The organism is Sphingobacterium sp. JUb20 (genome assembly GCF_004342035.1).
GTDB classification, from domain to species: Bacteria; Bacteroidota; Bacteroidia; order Sphingobacteriales; family Sphingobacteriaceae; genus Sphingobacterium; species Sphingobacterium anhuiense.
In genome coordinates, this window is sequence record NZ_SLYV01000011.1 from 158,985 (window position 1) to 182,404 (window position 23,420).

Annotated in this window: 24 protein-coding genes; 14 read left to right on the top strand and 10 right to left on the bottom strand. The window is 36.6% G+C overall.

Annotated features, from left to right (window positions below; genetic code table 11):
• Positions 1-482: 482 nt before the first annotated feature.
• The 7 genes from EDF66_RS18890 to EDF66_RS18920 all read left to right on the top strand — a co-directional run bounded on the left by EDF66_RS18890 (position 483) and on the right by EDF66_RS18920 (position 6,350).
• The gene (locus EDF66_RS18890; RefSeq protein WP_132844321.1) at positions 483-1,226 is read left to right on the top strand and encodes a DeoR/GlpR family DNA-binding transcription regulator; all 744 of its coding nucleotides are present in this window, start codon (positions 483-485) and stop codon (positions 1,224-1,226) included.
• A 57-nt stretch (positions 1,227-1,283) separates the two neighbouring features.
• A complete protein-coding gene (locus EDF66_RS18895) occupies positions 1,284-2,636 on the top strand; it encodes a flippase (protein ID WP_021191413.1) in 1,353 nt (450 codons plus the stop codon).
• A gap of 28 nt (positions 2,637-2,664) precedes the next feature.
• Positions 2,665-3,306, top strand: coding sequence for an FkbM family methyltransferase (locus EDF66_RS18900; RefSeq protein ID WP_132844322.1), 642 nt, complete (start codon positions 2,665-2,667; stop codon positions 3,304-3,306).
• Positions 3,307-3,311: 5 nt separating this feature from the next.
• Positions 3,312-4,223, top strand: coding sequence for a glycosyltransferase (locus tag EDF66_RS18905; RefSeq protein ID WP_132844324.1), 912 nt, complete (start codon positions 3,312-3,314; stop codon positions 4,221-4,223).
• A gap of 1 nt (position 4,224) precedes the next feature.
• Positions 4,225-4,980, top strand: a complete 756-nt coding sequence (locus EDF66_RS18910; RefSeq protein ID WP_132844325.1) for a glycosyltransferase family 2 protein — start codon at positions 4,225-4,227, stop codon at positions 4,978-4,980.
• A gap of 2 nt (positions 4,981-4,982) precedes the next feature.
• Complete coding sequence (locus EDF66_RS18915; protein ID WP_197086434.1) at positions 4,983-5,195, top strand: DUF3820 family protein; 213 nt, start codon at positions 4,983-4,985, stop codon at positions 5,193-5,195.
• Between the two features lie 168 nt (positions 5,196-5,363).
• Entirely contained in the window at positions 5,364-6,350 is a 987-nt protein-coding gene (locus EDF66_RS18920) for a rhodanese-related sulfurtransferase (RefSeq protein WP_132844327.1), read from the top strand.
• 64 nt (positions 6,351-6,414) lie between these two features.
• Here EDF66_RS18920 and trmB read toward each other — a convergent pair whose 3' ends face one another.
• The 4 genes from trmB to EDF66_RS18940 all read right to left on the bottom strand — a co-directional run bounded on the left by trmB (position 6,415) and on the right by EDF66_RS18940 (position 8,619).
• On the bottom strand, positions 6,415-7,071 hold the full coding sequence (trmB, locus tag EDF66_RS18925) for a tRNA (guanosine(46)-N7)-methyltransferase TrmB (RefSeq protein WP_132844328.1): 657 nt from the start codon (positions 7,069-7,071) through the stop codon (positions 6,415-6,417).
• Positions 7,072-7,359: 288 nt separating this feature from the next.
• A complete protein-coding gene (locus EDF66_RS18930) occupies positions 7,360-7,869 on the bottom strand; it encodes a hypothetical protein (RefSeq protein ID WP_132844330.1) in 510 nt (169 codons plus the stop codon).
• The gene (locus EDF66_RS18935; protein ID WP_132844332.1) at positions 7,844-8,263 is read right to left on the bottom strand and encodes a hypothetical protein; all 420 of its coding nucleotides are present in this window, start codon (positions 8,261-8,263) and stop codon (positions 7,844-7,846) included. The genes EDF66_RS18930 and EDF66_RS18935 overlap by 26 nt, the downstream gene beginning before the upstream one ends.
• A gap of 86 nt (positions 8,264-8,349) precedes the next feature.
• Positions 8,350-8,619 (bottom strand): YtxH domain-containing protein, encoded by a 270-nt coding sequence (locus EDF66_RS18940; RefSeq protein ID WP_021191406.1) that lies wholly within the window; start codon positions 8,617-8,619, stop codon positions 8,350-8,352.
• Positions 8,620-8,858: 239 nt separating this feature from the next.
• On the opposite strand from EDF66_RS18940, the gene EDF66_RS18945 reads away from it, so the two are divergent.
• Positions 8,859-10,397: a YifB family Mg chelatase-like AAA ATPase gene (locus EDF66_RS18945; RefSeq protein ID WP_132844334.1), complete on the top strand. Its 1,539-nt coding sequence runs from the start codon at positions 8,859-8,861 to the stop codon at positions 10,395-10,397.
• Between the two features lie 2 nt (positions 10,398-10,399).
• Here EDF66_RS18945 and EDF66_RS18950 read toward each other — a convergent pair whose 3' ends face one another.
• From EDF66_RS18950 to rsfS, 4 genes are read right to left on the bottom strand one after another with little or no spacing between them, the layout of a single operon-like run.
• Positions 10,400-11,023, bottom strand: a complete 624-nt coding sequence (locus EDF66_RS18950) for a rhomboid family intramembrane serine protease (protein ID WP_132844336.1) — start codon at positions 11,021-11,023, stop codon at positions 10,400-10,402.
• Positions 11,024-11,027: 4 nt separating this feature from the next.
• A complete protein-coding gene (locus tag EDF66_RS18955) occupies positions 11,028-11,675 on the bottom strand; it encodes a lactate utilization protein C (RefSeq protein WP_132844337.1) in 648 nt (215 codons plus the stop codon).
• A 58-nt stretch (positions 11,676-11,733) separates the two neighbouring features.
• Positions 11,734-13,806, bottom strand: coding sequence for an ATP-dependent zinc metalloprotease FtsH (ftsH, locus tag EDF66_RS18960; protein WP_132844339.1), 2,073 nt, complete (start codon positions 13,804-13,806; stop codon positions 11,734-11,736).
• 44 nt (positions 13,807-13,850) lie between these two features.
• On the bottom strand, positions 13,851-14,225 hold the full coding sequence (gene rsfS, locus EDF66_RS18965; protein ID WP_021191401.1) for a ribosome silencing factor: 375 nt from the start codon (positions 14,223-14,225) through the stop codon (positions 13,851-13,853).
• Positions 14,226-14,275: 50 nt separating this feature from the next.
• Here rsfS and EDF66_RS18970 point away from each other — a divergent pair, with 50 nt between their 5' ends.
• The 4 genes from EDF66_RS18970 (at position 14,276) to pfkA (ending at position 18,830) form a co-directional block, all read left to right on the top strand.
• The gene (locus EDF66_RS18970) at positions 14,276-15,046 is read left to right on the top strand and encodes a biotin--[acetyl-CoA-carboxylase] ligase (protein WP_243656090.1); all 771 of its coding nucleotides are present in this window, start codon (positions 14,276-14,278) and stop codon (positions 15,044-15,046) included.
• Between the two features lie 229 nt (positions 15,047-15,275).
• A complete protein-coding gene (locus tag EDF66_RS18975; protein ID WP_132844341.1) occupies positions 15,276-15,725 on the top strand; it encodes a protein-disulfide reductase DsbD domain-containing protein in 450 nt (149 codons plus the stop codon).
• Between the two features lie 267 nt (positions 15,726-15,992).
• Positions 15,993-17,684: a protein-disulfide reductase DsbD family protein gene (locus EDF66_RS18980; protein WP_132844342.1), complete on the top strand. Its 1,692-nt coding sequence runs from the start codon at positions 15,993-15,995 to the stop codon at positions 17,682-17,684.
• Between the two features lie 171 nt (positions 17,685-17,855).
• Entirely contained in the window at positions 17,856-18,830 is a 975-nt protein-coding gene (gene pfkA / locus EDF66_RS18985; protein WP_132844344.1) for a 6-phosphofructokinase, read from the top strand.
• A gap of 58 nt (positions 18,831-18,888) precedes the next feature.
• Here the strand turns inward: pfkA and pgi are convergent, their stop codons facing one another.
• Positions 18,889-20,544, bottom strand: coding sequence for a glucose-6-phosphate isomerase (gene pgi, locus EDF66_RS18990; protein WP_132844345.1), 1,656 nt, complete (start codon positions 20,542-20,544; stop codon positions 18,889-18,891).
• Positions 20,545-20,744: 200 nt separating this feature from the next.
• Here pgi and prfB point away from each other — a divergent pair.
• Positions 20,745-21,828 (top strand): peptide chain release factor 2 gene (gene prfB / locus EDF66_RS18995; RefSeq protein WP_132844347.1). Its coding sequence is split into 2 segments (ribosomal slippage): positions 20,745-20,804 and positions 20,806-21,828, totalling 1,083 coding nucleotides; the frame shifts between segments, so codons are not numbered across the junction.
• Positions 21,829-21,881: 53 nt separating this feature from the next.
• Here prfB and dcd read toward each other — a convergent pair.
• Positions 21,882-22,418: a dCTP deaminase gene (dcd, locus tag EDF66_RS19000; protein WP_021191395.1), complete on the bottom strand. Its 537-nt coding sequence runs from the start codon at positions 22,416-22,418 to the stop codon at positions 21,882-21,884.
• A 257-nt stretch (positions 22,419-22,675) separates the two neighbouring features.
• Here dcd and EDF66_RS19005 point away from each other — a divergent pair, with 257 nt between their 5' ends.
• Positions 22,676-23,317 (top strand): 4'-phosphopantetheinyl transferase family protein, encoded by a 642-nt coding sequence (locus tag EDF66_RS19005; protein ID WP_021191394.1) that lies wholly within the window; start codon positions 22,676-22,678, stop codon positions 23,315-23,317.
• Positions 23,318-23,420 lie beyond the last annotated feature (103 nt).

Below are 23,420 nucleotides of genomic sequence, written 5' to 3' on the forward strand. Positions count from 1 at the left end.
AAAGTAGATGCACAGCTTGATCAAACGGATCAACAGAACACGCCTGCTGAAACGGCAAATAAACCTGCTGGATTTAAACCCAGATTTAAGGCTGGAGTAACAAAACCGGCGACTGCAGTAGAACCGACAGATGCGGAACAAAAAGCAGATGTACAGCTTGAAAAAACGGATCAACAGGACACGCCTGCTGAAACAGCAAACAAACCTGCTGGATTTAAACCTAGATTTAAAGCAGGACTAACAAAACAAGCTACTGCAACAGAACCGATAAATACGGAACATAAATCAGAAGAGCAAAAGGATCAAACTGTTAAAGAGGATCCACTTGAACCAGCTAGCAAACCGACTGGTTTTAAACCGCGATTTAAAGCGGGAGTAACGCAGATAAAAAATAAAGATAACGGTTAAAATACTTTTATTTTTTATACCTTCATTTAATTACATTTGTATATAAATTATTTCGACTATATAAACTATCTGTCATGTTAAAAGAGGAAAGACAAGCTTTTATTATACACCAAATAAATCTGCACAATAAAGTATTATCTTCAGATTTAAGCATTCAGCTCAATGTTTCTGAAGACACCATACGTCGTGATTTAAATGAATTAGCGGAAAATGGCAAAGTACTAAAGGTTTACGGTGGAGCCTTATCCAAATCTTTTCAATTTCCTTTTCAAGATGGAAATGTATATGCGAAAGAAGCTAAAAAGGAAATTGCTAAAAAAGCAATTACTTTACTTCAAAATGGCATGACCATTCTTGCTGGTGGTGGAACAACAATGATTGAACTTGCTCGACTAGTACCGGACAGTCTTCAATGTACCATATTTACGATCAGCCCCCTTGTTGCATTAGAATTAGCTGAAAAACCTAACTTAGAGGTTATTTTAATTGGTGGAAAACTTTCTAGAAATACAAATATCGTATCTGGATCTCAAGTAACCAATGAGCTCTCTGATATCAAAGTAGATCTTTGTTTATTAGGAACAAATAGTCTTTCCACTCAAGATGGCGTTACAGATTCTGATTGGGAAGTTGTCCAAATTAAAAAAGCCATGATTAAATGTTCAAGCAAACTAGTTATCTTAAGCATTGCCGAAAAATTAAACTCGGTTCAGAAAATGAAAGTTGTTCCAATTCATGATGTCAATTACCTTGTAACAGACCTTAATCCAACACACCCCAGCTTATCCGAATTCTCCAATACGATTAATGTATTGTAATATTACGGAAGGATTCTCATACAAACCTCTAAAAAAAATCAGTAGGTTTGCATCATAATGAAAATACCGGCATTACCAGGATTTAATCCAGAGGCATTCGAAAAATATTTCAAAAACACGGGTTGGCTTTTAATGGCCCGTGTAGGATCCCTGTTTATCAAGATGTTGGTCACAACTGTTGCATTACCTTCCTATTTAGGTAGTGCAAATTTCGGTACTTACAGTTATCCCTTAGTTTTGCTTGCTTTCTTTACAGGCATCTCCACAATGGGTACCGATGGCCTCATCACCCGACAAATCATTCAACATCCTGAAAAGGAAAATGAGCTTTTAGGTTCGGCATTACGCATTCGTATCATAACGGGTTTACTCGTCTTGCCACTTATTTACATCACTTACTTTTTCATCGCTCAATACGCACCAGAAGCCCCAGCTGCTACCTTCAAACAAATTGTACTAGTCTCCTTTATCTGTATTATACAGGCCGTTCAGATCATCGACAGCTTCTTTCAGGCCAAGGTGAAAGGTAAGATGATTATGATCGTACAGGTAGGAGGAAACATTCTTTCTGCGGCTATAAAGCTGATATTAATTCTTTTAAAAGCCCCACTAGATGCCTTCATCTGGACTTTAGTGATTGATGTTCTTATTTTACAAATCGGGTATTTAGCACTCTACCGTAAACTGGGGCATCATATTTCCAAATGGAAATATGACGCCACTACCGCTAAAGAATTGATCAAACAGGGCTGGCCATTGGCCTTCTCTTCTTTGTTTATTACCTTTTACATGAAGATCGACCAATTGATGATCGATGCGATATTGGGTAAATCAGCATTAGGTGTTTATACGGTTGTCGTAAATTTTAGCGAAAGTTGGTATTTTATACCTGTTGCTATTTCCACATCATTATTCCCCGCCATAATGAATGCGCGAAAAGGGAGTCCTGAGTTATATCAAAAAAGACTAGGAAACTTATATGAGCTTATGGTTTTTGTTAGCGTATCTGTTGCTTTGGTTGTTACATTCCTTGCTCCCTTTATATTTAAATATTATAAGCCAGAGTACGCACCTGGACTGCATACACTTCAAGTACATATTTGGGCAGGGGTTTTTACGTTCTTAGGAACAGCAAGTGCGCAATATCTCATTGCTGAAGGCCTGACAAAGATCACCTTATACCGAACAGCTTTTGGTGCGATTGTTAATGTCGTGCTGAATTATTTCTTCATACCAAAATTTGGAATTATTGGAGCTGCTTACGCAACGCTGATCGCCTATTTTGCTTCGACTTTTTTCCTTCTTTTCATTAAAAGAACTCGCCCAAATGCTATTTTAATGATCAAATCACTTTTTCTTTTAGGGCTTTTATCTACGATAAAAGAAAGATTTTTGAAAATAAATCGCTAAGTTTATTTCCACTAATAAAATCTAAAAAATGGAAAAAACAGGTAGCTATCAATCATTATTCAATAGTAAATTAATTAAGGGGTTATTATCCTTGGCCTTTAAGGGATATTTCGTTCAGACAGGCTGGATCAACTCCTATTTAAACAAAGAATCATTAGATCCGAATGGGAATCCGATCCCTTGGCTCACTTACTCCTTTTTAGATTTTATTGATGGCCGTTTAAATAAGAACTTATTACTTTTTGAATACGGAGCAGGAAATTCAACCTTATTCTATGCCAAACATGTCAAAAAAGTTACTGCTGTAGAACATGATAAAAATTGGTTTGAACGTATTAAAAATCAAATGCCAGCCAATGTTGCCATTAAAAACATTTCACTAGAAAAGGATGACTATATCAACGCAATAAAACAAGAAGAGCAACTTTTTGATATTGTTATTGTAGATGGCAGAAAGCGCGTTTCCTGTTGTAAAAGTGCCATTGAAAAATTAAGTACTGGTGGCGTATTGATATTGGACGATTCTGAAAGGGCACACTACCAACCTGCTATTGACTTTCTTTTACAGCAAGGATTTAAACATATCCCATTTTCAGGTATAGCAATCGGTGCTATACATCGAAAAGCCACATCCCTATTTTACAAAGAAAATAACTGCTTAGGAATATAACCATAATGTCAACAGCTCCCATTATCTTATTTGTTTACAATCGACCAGATCACACTTTACGCACGTTAAAGGCACTGGAAAATAATAATCTGGCTTCCGAGTCTGAATTATTTATTTATGCGGATGCTGCTAAAAATGAGCAATCAAAGGCTGCAGTAGAACAAGTGCGGGAAATTATCAATAGAAATTGGAGATTTAAAGCTGTAACCCTTACTTTAAGGGAGTCAAATTGCGGATTAGCAGCAAATGTCATCGACGGTGTCACTAAAATTGTAGAACAATATGGTCAAGTGATTGTTCTAGAAGATGATTTAGTAACCTCCCCATTTGCTTTGGAATACTTTAATGATGCTCTAGAACTTTACCGACATCAAGATCAGGTCATGCAGATATCTGGCTATGGTTATCCCGTAAAAGATATTGAAACTCTACCTGAAACGTTTTTCTTTAGAGTAGCAAATAGTTGGGGCTGGGCAACATGGGATCGCGCTTGGAATCATTTCAATAGCGATATTAATGCCTTAACAGATGATTTTACTGCTGAGCAAATTCACCAATTTAGTATAGAAGGCAAGGAGAATTTTTGGAAGCAGGTGAAAGAATTTAAAGCTGGAAAAATCAACTCTTGGGCCATCCGCTGGTATGCATCTGTTTTTAAAAACAACGGGTTAGTGCTTTATCCCCGCAATTCATTGACACAGAATATCGGTAATGATGGATCCGGAACACATACAGCCGCAGAGACGACCTACCAAGTTGTACTTGCAAATAAAAAAATAACACAATTTCCGCAAGAAATTCAAGAGCATGCACAAGCTTATCAATCAATTAAGTATTTTTATGCCAATAGAAAAGGTTCACTTTTACAAAGAGGGATCCGTTTTGCAAAAAAGAAACTCAACGAATTAAAAAAATAACATGTATAATAATCCCACGTTTTCCATCATTACAGTCGTTTACAATAATGTGCGGGATATTGAATATACCTTAAAATCTGTTGTGAGTCAAACCTACAAACATGTAGAGTACATTGTTATTGACGGTTTATCTACAGATGGAACATTGGATGTGATCGAAAAATATAGACCAGAAATATCCGTTATTTTATCCGAAAAGGATAACGGGATTTACGATGCAATGAACAAAGGTCTAGCGCTGGCCACAGGTGATTATGTCCTATTTTTGAATTCTGGAGATGAGTTGTACAGTAAGGAAACGTTAGCAAGCCTAGCAGAAGTAAGTGAAGGAGCTGATATTATTTATGGTGAAACTTTCTTAATAAACGAACAGCGAGAAATAATTGGTGAACGCCGGCATAAGGTTCCTGCATATTTTAACTGGAAAAGCTTTCGCTATGGTATGAATATCTGTCATCAGGCAATCTATATCAAACGCACTATTGCAGAACCTTATGACTTACAGTACAAATTGTGTGCAGATATAGATTGGGTCATTAAGGCCGCAAAAAAATCATCTATCGCTGTTAATGCCCATCAGCATGTTGCACGTTATTTAGTTGGTGGAATGTCGAAACAAAGACATCGCGAATCTTTGAAAGAACGCTATGACATTTTTCAAAAATACTACGGTACAATTCCCAATCTGTTCAACCACGTTATAATAGCATTGAAAATGATTGTATACCGTATCAAAAATGGTAATCCTGAAGACTAATGATGAACCCTGAAATACTTACTGAACTTGTAACCGTTAAAATGCCTTTTGGAAAATACCAAGGCTATACGCTCTGTAACTTACCCGAACCTTATCTCGTATGGTTCCACCAGAAGGGTTTTCCACCAGGAAAGCTGGGGATTCAGCTGGGTACATTATATGAAATAAAATTAAACGGACTCGAGTATTTACTAGAGCCCCTAAAGAAAAAATGACGAATATCATTGATGTAACGGTTGTAGTTTTTTATGTTCCATACCAATGATCGTCCTTCGAAGGCCGATGTGAAAAAGTTAAAAATTGTATAATTTCCAATTTTTAACTAAATTTGCCCTATAATTCATTTGCATTAAACGCCGTTTGCAGCGGTATCAATGAAAACTATGGCACAATATCAAACTTTACTGTACTATTGCTACAGTCCTATCGCTGACGCTGAAAAATTCGCGGCAGATCATTTAGAATTTTGTAAATCATTAAATTTAGTTGGACGTATTATCGTTGCTGACGAAGGTCTTAATGGAACGGTTTCGGGCTCACCAGAGTCATGCCAAGTATATATGGATGCCATTTATGCCGATGGAAGATTCAATCATACGGAGTTTAAAATAGACGATGTTACGGAACCATCTTTTATAAAGATGCACTGCCGTTACAAAACTGAAATTGTTCACTCGGGGTTACGGGATCCAAAAATTATTGACCCCACTCAGAAAACAGGAATACATCTTGAACCTAAAGACTTCATGGAAATGAAAGACCGAGATGATGTTGTTGTTCTTGATGTACGCTCTAATTATGAACATAATGTTGGTCACTTTAGAAATGCAGTTACTTTAGACATTGAAAATTTCAGAGAATTCCCTGAAAAAGTTAAAGAACTCGAAAAATATAAAGGTAAAAAAATCTTAACCTACTGTACTGGTGGTATCAAATGTGAAAAGGCATCAGCATTATTACTGGCAGAAGGTTTTGAAGATGTCTATCAACTACATGGCGGTATTATCAAATATGGTAAAGAGGCCGGAGGTAAAGACTTCGATGGTAAATGTTACGTCTTTGATAACAGGGTTACTGTTGATGTCAACTCTGTAAACCCCGTAGTAGTTTCAAAATGTAAAAACTGCGGAAAAGAAACACCGAAGATGATTAATTGTGCCAGCCCGATCTGCAATGAGCATTTCACACAATGTGATGCATGTGGTGAAAAACTTGAAGGCTGTTGCTCAACAGCTTGCCAAGAAGATCCGTTGAAGCGTACATATGATGGTACTGGATACTATGTCAAGATCCCTCAACCGGTCAATATCGAAAAAATAAGCAAAAGAAAACATAAAAACTTTCCTCCTAAAGCGCAAGTAGAGGCATAAATAAGAAGGCTCCATCCTAATCGGATGGAGCCTTCTTATTTATGAAATGCATTTCAGAAAAGAATTATATCTGATCGAATGACCATTTAACATAGTTTATATTTTTATCAACAGCCAAATATTTCTTCTCATAATATGTTTTAATAGACAACACCTCATCTACTAAATCAGAATGATACAAATCTGCTGTTTCGACATGTTTAGGCAGTCCTAAGATTTCAATCTGTTCTAAAGTGTAATTATAAAAACCATCGTTGTCAGTTTTCAGGTTCATAAATCCACCATCATTTAAAACAAACTTATAACGGCCTAAGAAAGTTGGATTGGTCAGTCTTTTTTTCTCACGGCTATCCTGCGGTTGTGGGTCTGGGAATGTAATCCAGATTTCAGAAACTTCATTCTCTGCAAAATATTCCAAAATCGTTTCAATCTGAATACGTAGAAATCCAACATTACTAATACCTTCTTCAATAGCAGTTTTTGCTCCTCTCCAAATCCTGTTACCCTTATAGTCAACACCAATAAAATTCTTTTCAGGGAAAAGCTTGGCCAAATTAACAGTATATTCACCTTTTCCACAAGCCAACTCTACAACAATTGGATTATCATTTTTAAAATGCGTTTTAGCCCATTGACCTTTAAGCGCTTTACCTGCATCAAGTTCTACGACATTGTCAAAAGTACCAATTTCTGCAAATTTTCTAAGTTTGTCTTTACCCATTATAATAAAATATCCTGCAAAAATAATCTTATTCTTGCAGTAATCAATAGTATACTAAAATTAAGTGGGGAGTATAACCGATCAAAGTTTAGCCAGGGGTCATGAAATCTTAGATGCCAGTGCAACATTCGAAAGTTCATCTCATAAAATAAGAATTACTATTTTCAACGAAATAACTAAGTATTAGCAGCACTATATGGGGCCAAAGTAAGATAGCTATCGCCAACAGTTCGTTAATAAAGTAAATGGCAACCTTGGCTACACCGACTCTGGGAAACTGGTATCGTACTAATAGGTTTCACTGTAGGAAGGTATACCATATTCATTCACCTGATCTTCAACTACGGGAAGCTTCTCCACATCGACCTGCTTTTTCTTCTTCTTTTTAGGTTTGATAAAATCTGTCACCTTCTCGATAATACTTGAAATTTTATCTTGATTAACCTGACCAAGAGCTTTTTCTGAAGCTAATAGAAGAAGAGCTTTCTTTAAAACACCAGCTTTTTTAAAGAAAAATCTATTCATAACAAAAGGTACACCAATGCGCAGGGCTTTTGTTACCCAATCTGAGTTAGGATTTCCACTACTTTTATTCGAAGCAAAAAGACCTGTTATGATATTTGCACCTGGAATGTTAGATTTAAGCGCATTAAAAATACGTACAGGCGTCTCTATTTTATGATTCAGTAATTTAACTTGAGACTTTAAATATGCTTCCTGTTCGTTTTTTAAAATCTTGAGACGCGCGATTTCAGCCTTAAGCTCTGCGAGGTTATGAATTTTGCTTTTTTTCGTCATCTTCTAAGTTTTCTTGTTTCAAATTATTTTCTTCTTCATCTGCTTCATCATCCCATTTTGCAGAGAATCTGCGGATAGACAAATCCATAAATTTAGTCTCCAATTTTGGTTCTAATACACGAATCAATAACAGTATCACCAAAAATATTACTGCTGTCGCTAAAAATCCTAAAGAATTACTACCTAGTACTTCTCCCAAATAAAAACCAAGGGCAAGACAAAGGAAAAATATAATAAATAAGGTTAAAATAATTTTTGCTCCATCGACAATCAAGCTTGCGATCAAACGGGAAGATCGCTCAACGGTCTTTAGCCGAATTAAATTTAATTGCGAATCTAAATATTCCTTTGTCTTTTGGAATGTTCCACTAAGCGAGAATTTTTCTTCTTCCATTTATTTTTATTTTAACAATCAGAGGCTTTTTAGCCTCTGATAATATGGTCTATAATATTTTTTTAAGCTCTAAAACCAACAGCCACTTACGCGTGTTCTGTTATTTCGTCTTCGAAGATTTCTTCCCCTTTATTGATTTTTGTTTTGAGGGTTGAAACTATTTTTTCTTTGAAGTCATTAAGCTGATCAAACTGCTCTTCTGCGCGTTCACGGATAGCATCTCCCAAATCTGCTAATGATTCATTTAACTTGTCTCTTGTCTCTGTTCCTTTATCAGGTGCGAATAAAATTCCTAAAGCGGTTCCTGCAGCTAACCCTGCCAATAATGCCACTACTACTTTACTAGTATCATTCATATTCTTAAACTTTAAATGTTAATTCTTTGCAATCCGTTCTATTCATTAATAATACAAATAGAGTAGCAAATCGTTTGCCAAAACCAATTATTTTTTGACATATGATAAATATCAATTACTACAATATAATGTATTTTATCTAAAACCACAACTTCATGCTGTTCCTCAAAGGAAAAAAATAATTCTCAAGAAATAGTTAAACCTTTTTATTAACTTTAATGATCAGTTAGACCAATTATATGTTAACAAAGACCTATAGTAGTGCAGTATATGGCATTGAAGCAACTAGTGTAGCTGTTGAAGTAAATATAACAGCTGGAACAAGATATTATATTGTTGGATTGCCCGATAATGCTGTCAAAGAAAGCTTACAGCGTATAGAAAGTGCCATTGTGTCTTGCGGTCTTCGCATGCCCAGACAAAAAATCGTTGTCAATCTTGCCCCAGCAGATATTCGCAAAGAAGGCTCAGCTTATGATCTTGCAATTGCGACAGCAATACTGGCTTCATCTAATCAAATTAATGTCGACAAATTAACGGATTACCTCATATTGGGTGAGCTCTCGCTAGATGGTAAGATTCAAGCTATAAAGGGAGTGCTACCCATCGCTATTCAGGCGCTTAAAGATAATTTCAAAGGAATTATTCTTCCGAATACAAATGCAAGAGAAGCCGCAATTGTTTCTAATTTACAAATCTTCGGCGTTGATAATCTGACGGAAGTTGTGGATTTTTTTAACGATAAGCATGATCTTATGCCAACCGTTATTAATATTGAAGAAGAATTTTTAAAAAAAATCGATCAGGCTGAAACTGATTTTGGTGATGTTAGAGGTCAGGAAAACATTAAAAGAGCTTTAGAAATTGCGGCGTCAGGCGGTCACAACGTCATTTTAATAGGCCCGCCAGGAGCTGGCAAAACAATGCTAGCGAAGCGATTAGCGACGATCTTACCCCCATTAACAATAGAAGAATCATTAGAAACTACTAAAATCCACTCTGTGGCTGGACAGCTGTCGGCCAAGGAATCTTTGATGACAACTAGACCCTTTCGGTCTCCCCATCACACCATTTCTGATGTTGCTCTGGTCGGGGGTGGCGCAACTCCTCAACCTGGAGAAATCTCATTATCACATAATGGTGTTTTATTTCTGGACGAACTTCCGGAGTTTAAAAGAACTGTATTGGAAGTGATGCGACAACCATTAGAGTCACGGAATATTACAATCTCAAGAGCAAAATTTTCGGTCGATTATCCAGCAAGCTTTATGTTAATTGCTGCCATGAATCCATGTCCATGTGGATATTACAATCATCCCGAAAAAGAATGCATATGTGGTAGCAATGCCGTGCAACGTTATTTAAGCAAAATATCAGGACCACTACTGGATCGAATCGACCTCCATGTGGAAGTGACACCTGTGGCATTTAAAGAGCTTGTCTCTAATGAAACATCAGAAAAAAGCATAGTGGTGCGACAACGGGTCATTGCTGCTAGAAAAATTCAAAACGAACGTTTTAAACAGTATAGTGAAATTCATAGTAATGCTCAAATGAGCAGTATCCAGGTTCGTGAACGCTGTCAGATAGATCATCAGGGAACACAGCTCCTTAAGGTCGCCATGGAGAAATTAGGTTTATCGGCAAGAGCATATGATCGAATCTTAAAAGTAGCTAGAACAATCGCCGATATGGAACAAGAAACCAACATCCAGAATCATCATCTTGCTGAAGCAATACAATATAGAAGCTTAGACCGCGAAAACTGGGCAGGATAGTGCTAAAATTGACTTATAAAATGCTTAAAAATCCATGGATAGAGTAACAAGGTTATAATCACTCCCGAGATTGCTCCAAATAAATGTGCATCGTGGTTGACACCGTCTCTTGAATTTTTAGATGCCCAAATACAGTAACCAAGAAAAAGTACAGCAAATATGTAAGCAGGCATTGGAATGATCATAAAGATACCGAGCATCATTTTAGGATCAAACATGATATAGCTAAATAAAACAGCACAGATTGCACCTGATGCACCTAAACTATAATAGCCCGGATTATTTTTGTGCTGGAAAATGGTAGGGATATCACTCAATATTAAACTGGAAATATAAATGATTGCAAACTGAAGGTGTCCCCAATCACTGACCTGTATCAATATTTTTTCTAAGCCAAATCCAAAATAATAAAATGTGATCATATTAAAAAGGAGATGTCCCCAATCTTTATGAACCATGCCGCTGGTTAAAATAGTATAAATGCGTTTTTTACGATATATACTGTAAGGATGTAACATCATCTCTCCCAATACTTGGGGATTGGAAAAACTATAGATACTTGAAGCCACTGTCAAAGCAAAGATAATACTCGCAACTGGAGTTAAAAAAAGGTATTCCTGTATCATATAATTAAAAACGATCCTCTAATAATAAAACATATAATTCTTTTGGCCCATGAGCCCCCAGGACCAGGCGTTTTTCGATATCTGCCGTACGGGAAGGTCCTGTAACTGTAGAAACCATTGTGGGCATTTCATTGCCATAGCGTCGTTGCATATAGGATAATGCATCTTTAATATCCCATACCATCTGCGAAGCTTTTGCAATAACAATATGGATGGGCGGATAAATTCCCAATCTACGTCCTGATGCATTAGCATTGCTGACCATGATACTACCGTTACGCGCAATCATAACTTCACAAGAAGTTATCCCTGCATCCGCGGCATCAAATTCAGTTTCATCAGTATGTATAGGAAAACCGTAAGGGTTTAAAAGGTCTTGCACACCTTTTTCCCAGGTAAATATTTTTTTAATATTATTTTCCTCCGTCAGGTTAATCAAATTCTCAATCAGTTCAATCTCGCCATCACAATACAAAAACTTACCCCCTACTGCTGTTAATTCGCGTGCAAAGGTCACATCAACAAGCTCATCTTCCTCCTGATATAAAGGTGTTTTCTGAAATTTGGGGTGTGGATTTTCTGTCTTTTCTACCAGAGCTTTTCTTATTTTACTAAGCATTTGCTCTTTGCTGCTGCTATTTTTAACATTCATACGGTGGAACTGATAAAAAATACAGCGCTTCTTTTCAGAAGCGCTGTAGAATTAAAATTTATACGTTTGGATTATCCTCTTCTTTAATACCTACTTTGGGTTCTGCGCTGCTCGCCTCTTCAGGTAACACATCTAACGGAAGATCTGTTTGCGGAACACCGCCACCATCTCCACTATTCACAAACTCATCATACGTTGTTTTTGTATCAAAAGGGCGTTTTCCCAAAATTTCTTCCAGGTCACTTTGAAATAAGATTTCCTTCTCTAATAGTTTTTCGGCGATCGCAATCAAACCTTCTTGTTTATCTAACAATAATTGTTTTGTTCTTGCATAAACGTCAGTAATTAAATTACGTACCTCAGAATCAATTAACTCTGCCGTTTTGTCAGAATAAGGTTTATGAAATTGTTCAGATCCATCTCGGAACGAAACATTCCCAACTTTATCATTCATACCATAGATAGCAACCATCGCGTATGCTAATTTTGTGATTCTTTCCAAATCATTTTGCGCACCCGTCGAGATACGTCCAAATGTGATATCTTCAGCTACACGTCCACCCATTGTCATACACAGACTATCAACTAACTGTTCGGTCGTATATAAGAACTGCTCTCTAGGTAAATACTGCGCATAACCCAGTGCAGCGACGCCGCGAGGCACGATAGATACTTTCACTAATGGATCTGCATGCTCTAAAAACCAACCTGCAATCGCATGACCAGCCTCATGGTAAGCAACAATTTTCTTCTCTTCTGGTGAAATGATTTTATTTTTCTTCTCAAGACCTCCAATAACACGATCTACCGCATCTTGAAAATCTTGCATATCAATTTCTGTCTTATTCTTACGTGCAGCAATTAAGGCAGCCTCATTACAAACATTGGCAATCTCTGCTCCAGCAAATCCCGGAGTTTGTGCCGACAGTTTTTTAGCATCAACTTCTTCCGATAACTTTAGCGGTTTCAAGTGAACTTTAAAAATATGCTCACGACCGATTAAATCGGGTTTATCAATAGAAACCTGTCTATCAAAACGTCCCGGACGTAACAGTGCACTATCTAATACATCAATACGGTTGGTTGCGGCTAAAATAATAACACCTGAATCCGTTCCAAAACCATCCATCTCAACAAGAAGCTGATTTAGAGTATTTTCACGTTCATCATTACCACCCATCATGGAGTTTTTACCGCGTGCACGGCCTATAGCATCAATCTCATCGATAAAGATGATACATGGTGCTTTTTCTTTTGCCTGCTTAAACAAATCACGAACACGAGAAGCACCAACACCCACAAACATCTCAACAAAATCAGAACCTGATAAAGAGAAGAAAGGAACTTGTGCTTCACCTGCCACAGCTTTCGCAAGTAACGTTTTACCGGTTCCCGGAGGGCCTACTAATAATGCCCCTTTAGGAATTTTACCCCCTAGGTTTGTGTATTTGCGTGGGTTTTTCAAGAAATCCACAATTTCCATTACTTCTTGTTTGGCTTCTTCTAAACCTGCAACATCATTAAAAGTAATATTAATAGAAGACTCTTTATCAAACAGCTGTGCTTTAGATTTACCAATATTAAATATCTGACCACCACCGCCAGCGCCACCACCATTCATACGGCGCATCAAGAATAACCATAATAATACCATCACAACAAGAGGTAAAATAAAGGTCACAAAATAATTAGCCCATGGGTTAGAACGATCTTCATAACTTACACTCAATCGCGGTGTACCTGTAGGAAGATTTTCTTGCGCCGCTTTTAAATTTGAAGCCAAAATATCAGCGGAAGCTTCAGTAAAGTAATATTGAGGGCCTACTTCAGGGTTCAAAGACAATGCATTAGCTCCTGGAGCAACATTTTTATATTTTTCATCTTTTAAACGATCTTTCTTGATATAAACATCAATATGTACGAGATCATTTTTCTTAGTACCTTCTAATCTTTCTACATCACCTGTTGGTAAAATGGTAGATTCAAATTCACTGTACGTGATTTTTTTAGCCGAATTATCACTAAAAACGTATTGTAGGGCAAAAAAAACCAATATCAAAGCAAAACTAAGCCACATGACATTAAACTTGGGCGGTTTTGGGGTTATTTTACCAGTTGGTATTTTCTTCATTCTTTCTTATTTATATCGTTTTAATTCTATTTTTTCTATCTTAATTAAGCACTTTGAAAGTCTTGAATTTGAGCGTCGCCCCATAGATCCTCGATCGCATAGAGTGCCCTTTTTTCTTTCTTGAAGATATGAACAACTACATCTACAAAGTCAAGGATCAACCATTCGCCAAGACTCTGGCCTTCTTTATATTGTGGGTCTTGACCAAATGTCTTATAGACTTCATCTTCTACACTTTTCGCAATTGCTTGCGCTTGAATATGGGAATCTGCATGACAAATTACAAAATAATCGGAAACAGAACTGTTAATATTTCTCAAATCCAATCGCACTATTTCATTTGCTTTCTTCTCTTGCATTCCATATACCACCACCTCTGACAGTCGTGTTGACAATTCTGAACTTTTATTTTTATCCATTAAAAAAAATTATAGTTTTGACTATTGTATACAATTAAAAAATTATCACCTTGCAAAATAACACATTTTCAGGACTTATTATCGGTCAAAATGTAATTACTGTCGATCGAGTGGCATCCACAAATGATTATTTTAAAGAAAACTTGTCAAAATTCAAGCCACAGGACGAAGGTTCTGCCATTTTAGCAGTAGAACAATTCGCGGGGAAGGGGCAGAGGGGTAACATTTGGAAAAGCGAACCTGGTAAAAATATCATTACATCAATCCTCATCTACCCGCATTTTTTAAGAATAGATCAACAATTTACCTTATCGTGCGCCATATGTCTCGGAATATTTAACTGGTTAAAAACAAAAACCAACCAAAAAGTGCAAATCAAATGGCCAAATGATATTTATATAAATGACCAAAAAATAGTGGGTGTACTAATTGAGAACACGATAAAAGGAAATAAAATCGCAACAAGTATTATTGGGATCGGTATTAATATAAATCAGACTTCATTTGGCGATACGCAACATATTACCTCACTAAAATCTATCACCAAACAAGAAGAACCCTATCACATACGATCGCTAGCGACAGAACTTTATCAATTTTTAGATACAGAGTACAATCGCTTAAAAAATCTGGATCAAGATCAGCAACTATTAGCATTCAATCAAAATCTTTTTAGAAGAAATGAGATGAAAAAATATCTGATCAATGAAACAGAAATTGAAGGGAAAATAATACAAGTACTTTCAAATGGCCTATTACAGATTCAAATCGCAAATGAAATAAAAGAGTTCAATCTCCAGGAGATTAAATATGTCCTTTAAGCAACAAAATATTTACCCTGCTCCGATAAATATATTATACCAAAAAAGTAAATTTGCTAAAAGAAATTAAACTTTAGCTATTTTCGACGGTCTTATAGCAAGAGCATGATTTGTATAGAAAGTTTTTAATATTAAAATATTCTGATGAAACCATCAATGCCTATCGTTTACTAAAAACAATCAATATGCTAATGATAGCTTTGTAACAATAAAAAAACAAATATATTCCATGAAAAAATTAACATTATTAATAGCAGTATTATTTTTTGCTATTTCAGGAGCAGTAGCTCAAATCCACGATCCTGTTAAATGGACTGTTGCTTCAAAAAAATTAAATGATAAGGAAGCAGTTATCTTTATCAAAGCCACTATTCAGGACGGTTGGCACATTTATTCTCAAAATGTGGGTGAAAATGGTCCTATACCTACCTCATTTACGTTCCCTGCATCTAAAGATTATACGCTAAACGGTAAAACGGCTGAACCTAAAGCTGCAACAAAATACGAAGAGGTATTTAAAATGAATGTAGGCTACTTTAAAAAAGAAGTAATTTTTCAGCAAAAAGTAAAATTAAATAAAGGAGCAACAACTGTAAAAGGAAGTGTAGAGTACCAAGCATGCGATAAGACCCAATGTCTTCCACCAACAGATTACGCATTTTCTGTAGTGATCAAGTAAAAATATAACAACAAATATTTGCACAAAACGCTATTCAGCGAACCTCAGTATGGTTAGTTGAATAGCGTTTTCTTATTAGCGTGGAAATCCAAATCACTTCATGAAATGTTAATTTTCTGAGATTTATTATAAGTACGCCTGTGATGAAGGATAAATGCCTGTAAGATTACCTTTAGATAGTAAAATTGACTTTACAACTACTAAACAATAAGGTGATTCTCAATGTCTTTTTTTAATTTTACAAATTATCTTAGAACTCTATATATAATGGCTAAAAAGAAACTATTTTTAATCTACTTCGTTATTTTCAGTTTATTTATTCCTGTTCTTTCTTTTGCAACAGCACAAGACTCATTACTTAGTGTAGAAGGAATCGAATTTTCAGAATCAGCTGATACAACATCCCCTGTGGAAGTGACAGAGGATTTGGTTTTCTCTGAAAGTCCTGATACCCTCAGTCAGGATACAACTAAAGCCCTGACGCAATCAGCAATTGATCAAGCTCCCGAAGAAAAAAAATCACTCTGGGGTATTTTCATCGCAGGTTTAGTTGGAGGTTTTATGGCATTATTGATGCCTTGTATCTTTCCGATGTTACCGTTGACCGTCAGTTTCTTTACAAAACAATCAGGATCAAGAGCCAGTGGAATAAGTAAAGCTTTACTATATGGATTATTTATCATCATCATCTACGTTGCACTGGGCATGATCATTACCATTTTATTTGGTTCTGATGCTCTTAATGCACTTTCTACAAATGGTATCTTTAATTTCTTATTCTTCCTACTACTAGTCGTCTTTGCAGCATCATTTTTTGGCGCATTTGAAATCACACTACCAAGTTCATTTGTCAATAAAATGGATGCAAAATCAGACAAAGGTGGTTTGGTAGGTCTATTTTTCATGGCATTTAGCCTTTCTTTAGTTTCCTTTTCCTGTACAGGACCTATTATAGGTACGTTGTTGGTAGAAGCAGCCTCTAAAGGCGAGCGCTTAGGACCAGCAATCGGTATGCTTGGTTTTTCTATTTCATTAGCAATTCCTTTTGCATTATTCGCAATGTTCCCTTCATTATTAAAATCCCTTCCAAAATCAGGAGGCTGGTTAAATAGTGTCAAAGTAGTCCTCGGATTTCTGGAGTTAGCCTTAGCATTAAAATTCCTATCAAATGTTGATCTTGCCTACCATTGGAATTGGTTTGATCGTGAAGTATTCCTTTCTTTATGGATCGTTATATTCGGTTTAATGGGTCTCTACCTTATTGGTAAAATTAAGTTTTCTCATGATAGTGAGCTCAAATTCTTATCCGTACCACGTACATTTTTAGCGATAATAGTCTTTGCTTTTGTGATGTACATGATACCAGGACTATGGGGAGCTCCTTTGAAATCCATATCCGCATTTTTACCACCATCAGCAACTCAGGATTTTGATTTATCTGCTGGAGTAGCAAGTACGCCAACGCACTCGGACGGTAAAGTGAAAAAATATGCAGAGATATTCCACAAACGCGGTACTCCCAAAGGATTTGATCCTTACTATGACTATGATCAAGCCTTAGAAGCCGCTAAAGAATTGAATAAACCTGTTCTAATTGATTTTACAGGTTGGGGTTGTGTCAATTGCCGTGAAATGGAAGCAAATGTTTGGACCGACCCCGGAGTTGCAAAATTATTGAAAGAGGAATTTGTTATGGCGGAGTTGTTTGTTGATGATAAGACAGATCTACCGGCAAACGAGCAATTTGTATCTAAATATAGTGGCAAGAAAATTAAAACAATTGGCAATAAAAATAGTGATTTTCAAGCTTCGGCTTTCAATAGTAATTCTCAGCCTCTATATGTTATTGTAGATGCATCAGGCAAAGTATTAGTCCCGCAGTCAGGTGCCAATAGAAATATTGCTGAATATAAAGCTTTTTTACAAAGTGGTATTGATGCATTCCATGCAAAAAAATAAAGACTCTATGGGGCGTTGATTTTGTTGAATCGCCCGCAGTACGAGCAAAGAATAAACGCAATCGCAACTTATTTGGGTGATCAATTTACAAATAGATAACCCAAATAAGTTGTTTTTTTCATTCAACTGGTTTATATTGCAAATCGAAATAAGATTTATTAAGTTTGAATTATGAGTAATATTAAAAATATAGCAGTATTAACTTCTGGAGGAGATGCTCCAGGAATGAATGCTGCCATTCGCGCGGTAGTTAGAGCAGGTATATATAATGGTTTAAATGTTTTTGGTGTTAAAAGAGGTTATGACGGCCTGGTCAGTGGTGATATGTATGCCATGGACGTTAAATCTGTCGCGAACATTATACAACGCGGTGGCACCATTTTAAAAACAGCAAGAAGTGATGAATTCAGAACTATTGAAGGTCGTCAGAAAGCTTATGAAAATGTAAAAGCGGCTGGTATCGATGCTTTAGTCGTTATTGGTGGCGATGGAACTTTTACAGGTGCATCCAAATTTCTAGAGGAATTTGATATTCCTATCATTGGTCTACCAGGTACAATTGACAATGACCTTGCTGGTACTGACTTTACAATAGGTTACGACACGGCTATAAATACCGTTATACAGGCTGTTGACAAAATTAGAGATACAGCAGAATCTCATGACCGTCTTTTTGTAATTGAAGTGATGGGTAGAGACTCAGGATTGATTGCGCTAAGATCGGGTATCAGCACAGGTGCTGAAGCCGTTTTAATCCCTGAGTTTAATGTGGATTACGACGCCATCATGAAACGCTTAGATAAAACACGCAAAAGCAAATCTTCACGTATCATCATTGTTGCCGAAGGCGATTCGGAAGGTGGCATGGTTGTGTCAGAAAGAATCAAAGCGAACTTTCCTAAATATGATGTTCGTTTATCGATATTAGGTCATATACAACGTGGTGGAAGCCCAACATGTATGGATAGAGTATTGGCCAGCAGATTAGGAGTTGCCGCTGTGGAGGCCCTGCTAGAGGGACGCAAAGGTGAAATGGCAGGTTTAGTTCATGGCGAAGTACAATTTATATCTTTCAACAAAGCAATTAAACACATTGATTCAATCAATCAGGATTTATTAAGAATAGTTGAAATTCTATCTTTATAAAAGCTAACAACATAAAAAAAACCGGGGTTAAAATATTTACCCCGGTTTTTTTATGTTGTTAGCATGATACGCGCCAAGCTTTATATTGATTTATCAAACCATTTGTCGACGAATCATGTGTCGTAATGATATCTTCTGACTCTAATTCAGGTAAAATTTGACCGGCAAGCTGCTTCCCTAATTCTACTCCCCATTGATCGAAACTAAAGACATTCCAGATAATCCCCTGTACAAATATTTTATGCTCATAGAACGCAACCAAAGTACCCAAAGAACGTGGTGTTACTTTTTTAAGTAAAATAGAATTACTAGGTCTGTTTCCTTCAAACACTTTAAATGCTTTCAGCTTTTCAATTTCTTCTTCCGATTTACCCGCGGCTCTTAGTTCAGCAACAACAACTTCTTCAGATTTTCCATTCATTAATGCTTCTGTCTGGGCGAAAAAATTCGAAAGTAACATCTGATGATGCTTGCCTATCGGATTTAAGCTAATAGCAGGTGCAATGAAATCACAAGGGATTAATTTAGTTCCTTGATGTATTAATTGATAAAAAGCATGCTGTCCATTTGTACCAGGTTCACCCCAGATAATTGGACCTGTTTGATAATCCACAGCATTACCGTTACGGTCCACACACTTACCATTACTCTCCATATCTCCCTGTTGAAAATACGCTGCAAAGCGATGTAAATATTGATCATATGGTAAGATTGCGTGACTTTCTGCTTCAAAAAAATTATTATACCAAATACCTAACAATGCCAAAGTAACCGGAATATTCTCTTCAAATGCAGCTGTTCTAAAATGCTCATCGGCCTCAAATGCGCCCGTTAATAATTCTTTGAAATGATCAAAACCAACAGCTAAACTGATCGATAAACCGATCGCAGACCATAGCGAGTAACGTCCACCAACCCAATCCCAAAATTGGAACATGTTTTTAGTATCGATACCAAATGCGGCAACAGCAGCGGTATTCGTACTCAACGCTGCAAAATGCTTCGCAACATCAGTCTGTTGTGCCCCACTCTCTAAGAACCAATCCCGAGCAGTATTTGCATTTGCCATCGTTTCCTGTGTTGTAAAAGTTTTTGATGCAATCAGGAACAAGGTTGTCTCTGGATCAAGGTTTTTAATAGCCTCTGCAATATGCGTTCCATCCACGTTAGATACAAAATGCATATTTAAATGTGTGCGATAAGCCTTTAAAGCCTCTGTCACCATTACTGGACCTAGATCAGATCCTCCGATACCTACATTCACCACATCGGTAATCGTTTTTCCAGTATAGCCTTTCCATTCACCTGATAAAATGCGGTTCGTAAATGACTCCATCTGTGCCAAAACAGCATTCACATCTTTCATCACGTCTTGACCGTCAACAAATATTGCTTTACCAGATTGATTACGCAAAGCCGTATGCAATACCTGACGCCCTTCCGTTTCATTGATTTTTTCACCCTGAAACATTGCTTCTATAGCTTCGCTTAATTGGCATTCTTTTGCCAACTGACGTAACAAAGCTAACGTCTCATCGTTCACTCTATTTTTTGAATAATCTAAGAGCAAATCATTAAATTCAATACTATATTTCTCAAATCTAAAGTCATCTGCAGCAAATAAATCTTTCAAGCTATGCTCGTTTATGCGAATATAATGATCGGCTAAATAGCGGTAAGCCGCTGTCTCAGTAAAATCTATTTTTGGTAACATATTTTTCTATTTTAATCAAACTTAGATAAATTTGTTTTATTTACAATGTTAATTGTACCATATCTATAAACAAAGTTATCGATTTCTCCTCTTCCAATAAAAACTATACTATTGAGGAAATATAAAAATTTATCCCGATTACCGAAGTTCATATCGCAGCTTTTTGGGCATTTCCTATAGAAAGCCGTATCTTTGTTATTATGACCAAAGAACAAATTCAAGATTTGAGGGATCGTGTAACTTCCCTGAGGAGGCATCTTTGACATCGATGTCAAAAAAGAACTGCTAGAAAAAGACCAAGAAATTACCTTACAGCCTAATTTTTGGGACGACTCAAAAGCTGCAGAAAAAATATTACAGTCTATCAAAGTACAGAAGGTATGGACGGATCACTTTGATTCGGTCGCGGCAGCTGTCGATGATACCGGTGTATTATATGAATTCTATCAAGCCGGCGACGCTACGGAAGCGGAGCTCAATGAACAGTATCATATTGCTTTAGAAGCGGTGGAAGAATTAGAATTCAAGAACATGCTAAGCGCCGAAGAAGATCAGCTAGACGCCATTCTGCAGATTACTGCTGGAGCCGGCGGAACAGAAAGTTGTGACTGGGCGGCCATGTTGATGCGTATGTATATCATGTGGGGTGAGAAAAATGGTTATAAAGTAACTGAACAGGATTCGCAAGAGGGAGAAGTTGCAGGAATAAAAACTGTCACACTCCAAATTTCCGGAGATTTTGCATATGGTTATCTAAAGGGTGAAAATGGTGTCCACCGTTTAGTTCGTATTTCACCCTTTGATTCAAACGGCAAGCGTCATACTTCATTTGCCTCTGTATATGTCTATCCATTAATTGACAACAACATTGAAATCGAGGTCAAAGATTCCGAAATTGAGTGGGATACTTTCCGTGCAGGTGGTGCTGGAGGTCAAAACGTAAATAAAGTAGAAACTGCAGTACGATTACACCATAAGCCAACTGGTATTATCATTAAGAATCAAGAATCTAGATCACAATTACAAAATAAAGAAAATGCCTTTCGCCTTTTGAAATCACAACTGTATGAAATCGAAATGCGGAAACGCCAAGAGGCAACCGACGCAATCGAAGGTAATAAAAAGAAAATCGAGTGGGGATCTCAAATAAGAAACTATGTATTACACCCCTATAAATTAATTAAAGATTTAAGAACCAATTACGAAACCTCTAATACACAATCTATGCTAGATGGTGACTTGGACGAATTCTTAAAAGCCTATTTAATGGAATTTGGAGGTTAAGCAGATTTCAAACGAAAAGAGCAAAGATTTTAAAGTCTTTGCTCTTTTTTATTTTAAAATGAGTTTTTCCACATCATAGACTCCACAGGCTTGGTCGTCTTGGTATTATATTTTGCATTACCCTTTGTATTATACAGAGTTTCCACCTCTCCCTCAACTACGAAATAAATAAGTTGTCCTATCGGCATTCCCGCGTAGATGCGAACAGGCTGTGCACAGGAAATTTCCAATGTCCACGTATTACAAAATCCAACATCACCCTTTCCGGCAGTAGCATGAATATCGATACCTAAACGACCCGTACTCGATTTTCCTTCTAAGAAGGGAACATGTTTATGTGTTTCGGTATATTCTAACGTAACCCCGAGGTATAATGTATTGGGCTCTAAAACAAATCCCTCTTCCGGAATTTCAAAATGATCAATCTCATTATGATGTTTCGCATCCAAAACACGGTTTTTATAGGTCGCCAGATGTTTACCTAAGTGAACATCGTACGAGTTTGTCCCCAAGCATTTACGATCATATGGTTCAATAACAATATTGCCATTTTCTATTTCTTCTAGTATACGTTTATCCGATAAAATCATGATTATTCAATATTTGTATAGGTTAAAGCTGACTCCCAATCGTTTAGAAAAGTGAACAGCAACCATTTTTTTCAAAAATACGGTAATCGTTGATATTTTACAGCATTTCCTAATATTTCTTATGGAAATATTAGGAATTAATTTTTATCATACTTCTTCAGGTCGTAGTAAGTTCATATCAAAAAATAAAGCTGAAAAACCGCTTATTTACAGACGAAGCTCCTTTTAAATGAAAACAAATTTAACTAAGTTTGATTATGAGCTTAGTATACCTACGAGAATTGGATCAGCATACCAAATTTGCAATTTGGCGTATTGAAGAAGATGAACAAACATTGTCTAATCAATTGCAATTAGACGCGCTAGAAGAACAGAAACTCATCAGCCTATCCAATGGTAAACGTCGTTTACATTGGCTCGCTACACGCGTCCTTTTACGCACGTTATTAAACACGACTGCGTATATTGATTGTCCTTCTGATGCAAATGGAAAACCATACCTAGCTAATTTTCCTCAAAAAATATCACTCACTCATTCTTTTGATTATGCAGGAGCGATCATCAGTTCGGTGGGCGAGGTAGGTATTGATATGGAGCTTATCAAATCCAAAGTGGAACGCATTGCACATAAATTCTTAAAAGAAGAAGAACTGGACTTTATCACTTCAGGCGAAAACCGTATAGCGCAGCTCTATGCTTGTTGGAGTGCTAAAGAGGCTGTGTATAAATTGCAGGGTAATAGTGGCGTCTCCTTTCTACATAATATGACCATTGCTCCTTTTCAATATCAGGATGAAGGAATTTTGAAATTACATTTAAAAAGTGAGTATCACGATTGTCACTTCGATGTTCATTATGAGAAGTTCAATGCGTATTTACTAGCTTATGTGGTCGAATAAGCTTGATTTATTATCAAATAAAGACCTTGTAAAAAAATAATTTTATTCAAATTCAAAGAGTTACGTAAAAGTTGCCACATTTATTTTGCAAGAGTAAAAAATG

What these genes read in the sequence shown, in the direction of transcription:
- EDF66_RS18890 (WP_132844321.1), top strand. Translation starts at nt 483, where the DNA reads ATGTTAAAAGAGGAAAGACAAGCTTTTATTATACACCAAATAAATCTG.
- EDF66_RS18895 (WP_021191413.1), top strand. Translation starts at nt 1,284, where the DNA reads ATGAAAATACCGGCATTACCAGGATTTAATCCAGAGGCATTCGAAAAA.
- EDF66_RS18900 (WP_132844322.1), top strand. Translation starts at nt 2,665, where the DNA reads ATGGAAAAAACAGGTAGCTATCAATCATTATTCAATAGTAAATTAATT.
- EDF66_RS18905 (WP_132844324.1), top strand. Translation starts at nt 3,312, where the DNA reads ATGTCAACAGCTCCCATTATCTTATTTGTTTACAATCGACCAGATCAC.
- EDF66_RS18910 (WP_132844325.1), top strand. Translation starts at nt 4,225, where the DNA reads ATGTATAATAATCCCACGTTTTCCATCATTACAGTCGTTTACAATAAT.
- EDF66_RS18915 (WP_197086434.1), top strand. Translation starts at nt 4,983, where the DNA reads ATGAACCCTGAAATACTTACTGAACTTGTAACCGTTAAAATGCCTTTT.
- EDF66_RS18920 (WP_132844327.1), top strand. Translation starts at nt 5,364, where the DNA reads ATGGCACAATATCAAACTTTACTGTACTATTGCTACAGTCCTATCGCT.
- trmB (WP_132844328.1), bottom strand. Translation starts at nt 7,071, where the DNA reads ATGGGTAAAGACAAACTTAGAAAATTTGCAGAAATTGGTACTTTTGAC.
- EDF66_RS18930 (WP_132844330.1), bottom strand. Translation starts at nt 7,869, where the DNA reads ATGACGAAAAAAAGCAAAATTCATAACCTCGCAGAGCTTAAGGCTGAA.
- EDF66_RS18935 (WP_132844332.1), bottom strand. Translation starts at nt 8,263, where the DNA reads ATGGAAGAAGAAAAATTCTCGCTTAGTGGAACATTCCAAAAGACAAAG.
- EDF66_RS18940 (WP_021191406.1), bottom strand. Translation starts at nt 8,619, where the DNA reads ATGAATGATACTAGTAAAGTAGTAGTGGCATTATTGGCAGGGTTAGCT.
- EDF66_RS18945 (WP_132844334.1), top strand. Translation starts at nt 8,859, where the DNA reads ATGTTAACAAAGACCTATAGTAGTGCAGTATATGGCATTGAAGCAACT.
- EDF66_RS18950 (WP_132844336.1), bottom strand. Translation starts at nt 11,023, where the DNA reads ATGATACAGGAATACCTTTTTTTAACTCCAGTTGCGAGTATTATCTTT.
- EDF66_RS18955 (WP_132844337.1), bottom strand. Translation starts at nt 11,675, where the DNA reads ATGAATGTTAAAAATAGCAGCAGCAAAGAGCAAATGCTTAGTAAAATA.
- ftsH (WP_132844339.1), bottom strand. Translation starts at nt 13,806, where the DNA reads ATGAAGAAAATACCAACTGGTAAAATAACCCCAAAACCGCCCAAGTTT.
- rsfS (WP_021191401.1), bottom strand. Translation starts at nt 14,225, where the DNA reads ATGGATAAAAATAAAAGTTCAGAATTGTCAACACGACTGTCAGAGGTG.
- EDF66_RS18975 (WP_132844341.1), top strand. Translation starts at nt 15,276, where the DNA reads ATGAAAAAATTAACATTATTAATAGCAGTATTATTTTTTGCTATTTCA.
- EDF66_RS18980 (WP_132844342.1), top strand. Translation starts at nt 15,993, where the DNA reads ATGGCTAAAAAGAAACTATTTTTAATCTACTTCGTTATTTTCAGTTTA.
- pfkA (WP_132844344.1), top strand. Translation starts at nt 17,856, where the DNA reads ATGAGTAATATTAAAAATATAGCAGTATTAACTTCTGGAGGAGATGCT.
- pgi (WP_132844345.1), bottom strand. Translation starts at nt 20,544, where the DNA reads ATGTTACCAAAAATAGATTTTACTGAGACAGCGGCTTACCGCTATTTA.
- dcd (WP_021191395.1), bottom strand. Translation starts at nt 22,418, where the DNA reads ATGATTTTATCGGATAAACGTATACTAGAAGAAATAGAAAATGGCAAT.
- EDF66_RS19005 (WP_021191394.1), top strand. Translation starts at nt 22,676, where the DNA reads ATGAGCTTAGTATACCTACGAGAATTGGATCAGCATACCAAATTTGCA.